This window comes from Streptomyces katrae (assembly GCF_000966975.1).
Lineage (GTDB): Bacteria > Actinomycetota > Actinomycetes > Streptomycetales > Streptomycetaceae > Streptomyces > Streptomyces katrae.
Genome location: NZ_JZWV01001769.1, coordinates 1 through 505 on the forward strand (window position 1 = coordinate 1; position 505 = coordinate 505).

The 505-nt window shown below is 72.9% G+C and carries 1 protein-coding gene; it reads left to right on the forward strand.

The window, feature by feature from the left end; translation table 11 throughout:
* The coding region (locus VR44_RS40525) for a pyridoxal-dependent decarboxylase (protein ID WP_045952711.1) at window positions 1-505 on the forward strand (505 nt) is incomplete at both ends.

A 505-nucleotide genomic window follows, 5' to 3' on the forward strand; every position in this document is an offset into this window, starting at 1 on the left:
CCGCCCGCACCTGGTTCCTCACCCGCCGCGGCTCCGATGACGGTCCCGCCTACGACCGCGACCACGCCCGCCTGACCCTCTACTACAACGCCCAAGCCCACATGTCGGTGGCCAAGGCCGCAGCCTGCATCGGCATCCCCGCCCACCGCCTGCGCCCCATCCCCAGCGACACACAGCACCGCCTGGAGCCCGCCGCACTGCGCACAGCGGTGAGGGCGGACCAGGCCGCCGGGCTCCTGCCGTTCTGCACCGTCACCACGCTGGGCACCACCGCCACCGGCGCCGTCGACCCCCTCGAACCCGTCACCGCCTTGTGCCGGAGCACCGGGATGTGGCACCACTCCGACGGAGCCTGGGGCGGACTGGGCGCCATGGTGCCCGCTCTGGCACACCTCTACCAGGGCGTCGCCGACGTGGACTCGATGACCGTGGACCCGCACAAGACCCTCAGCGTGCCGGTCGGGGTCGGCGCTCTCCTGGTCACCGACCCCGAGCACCTCCACAC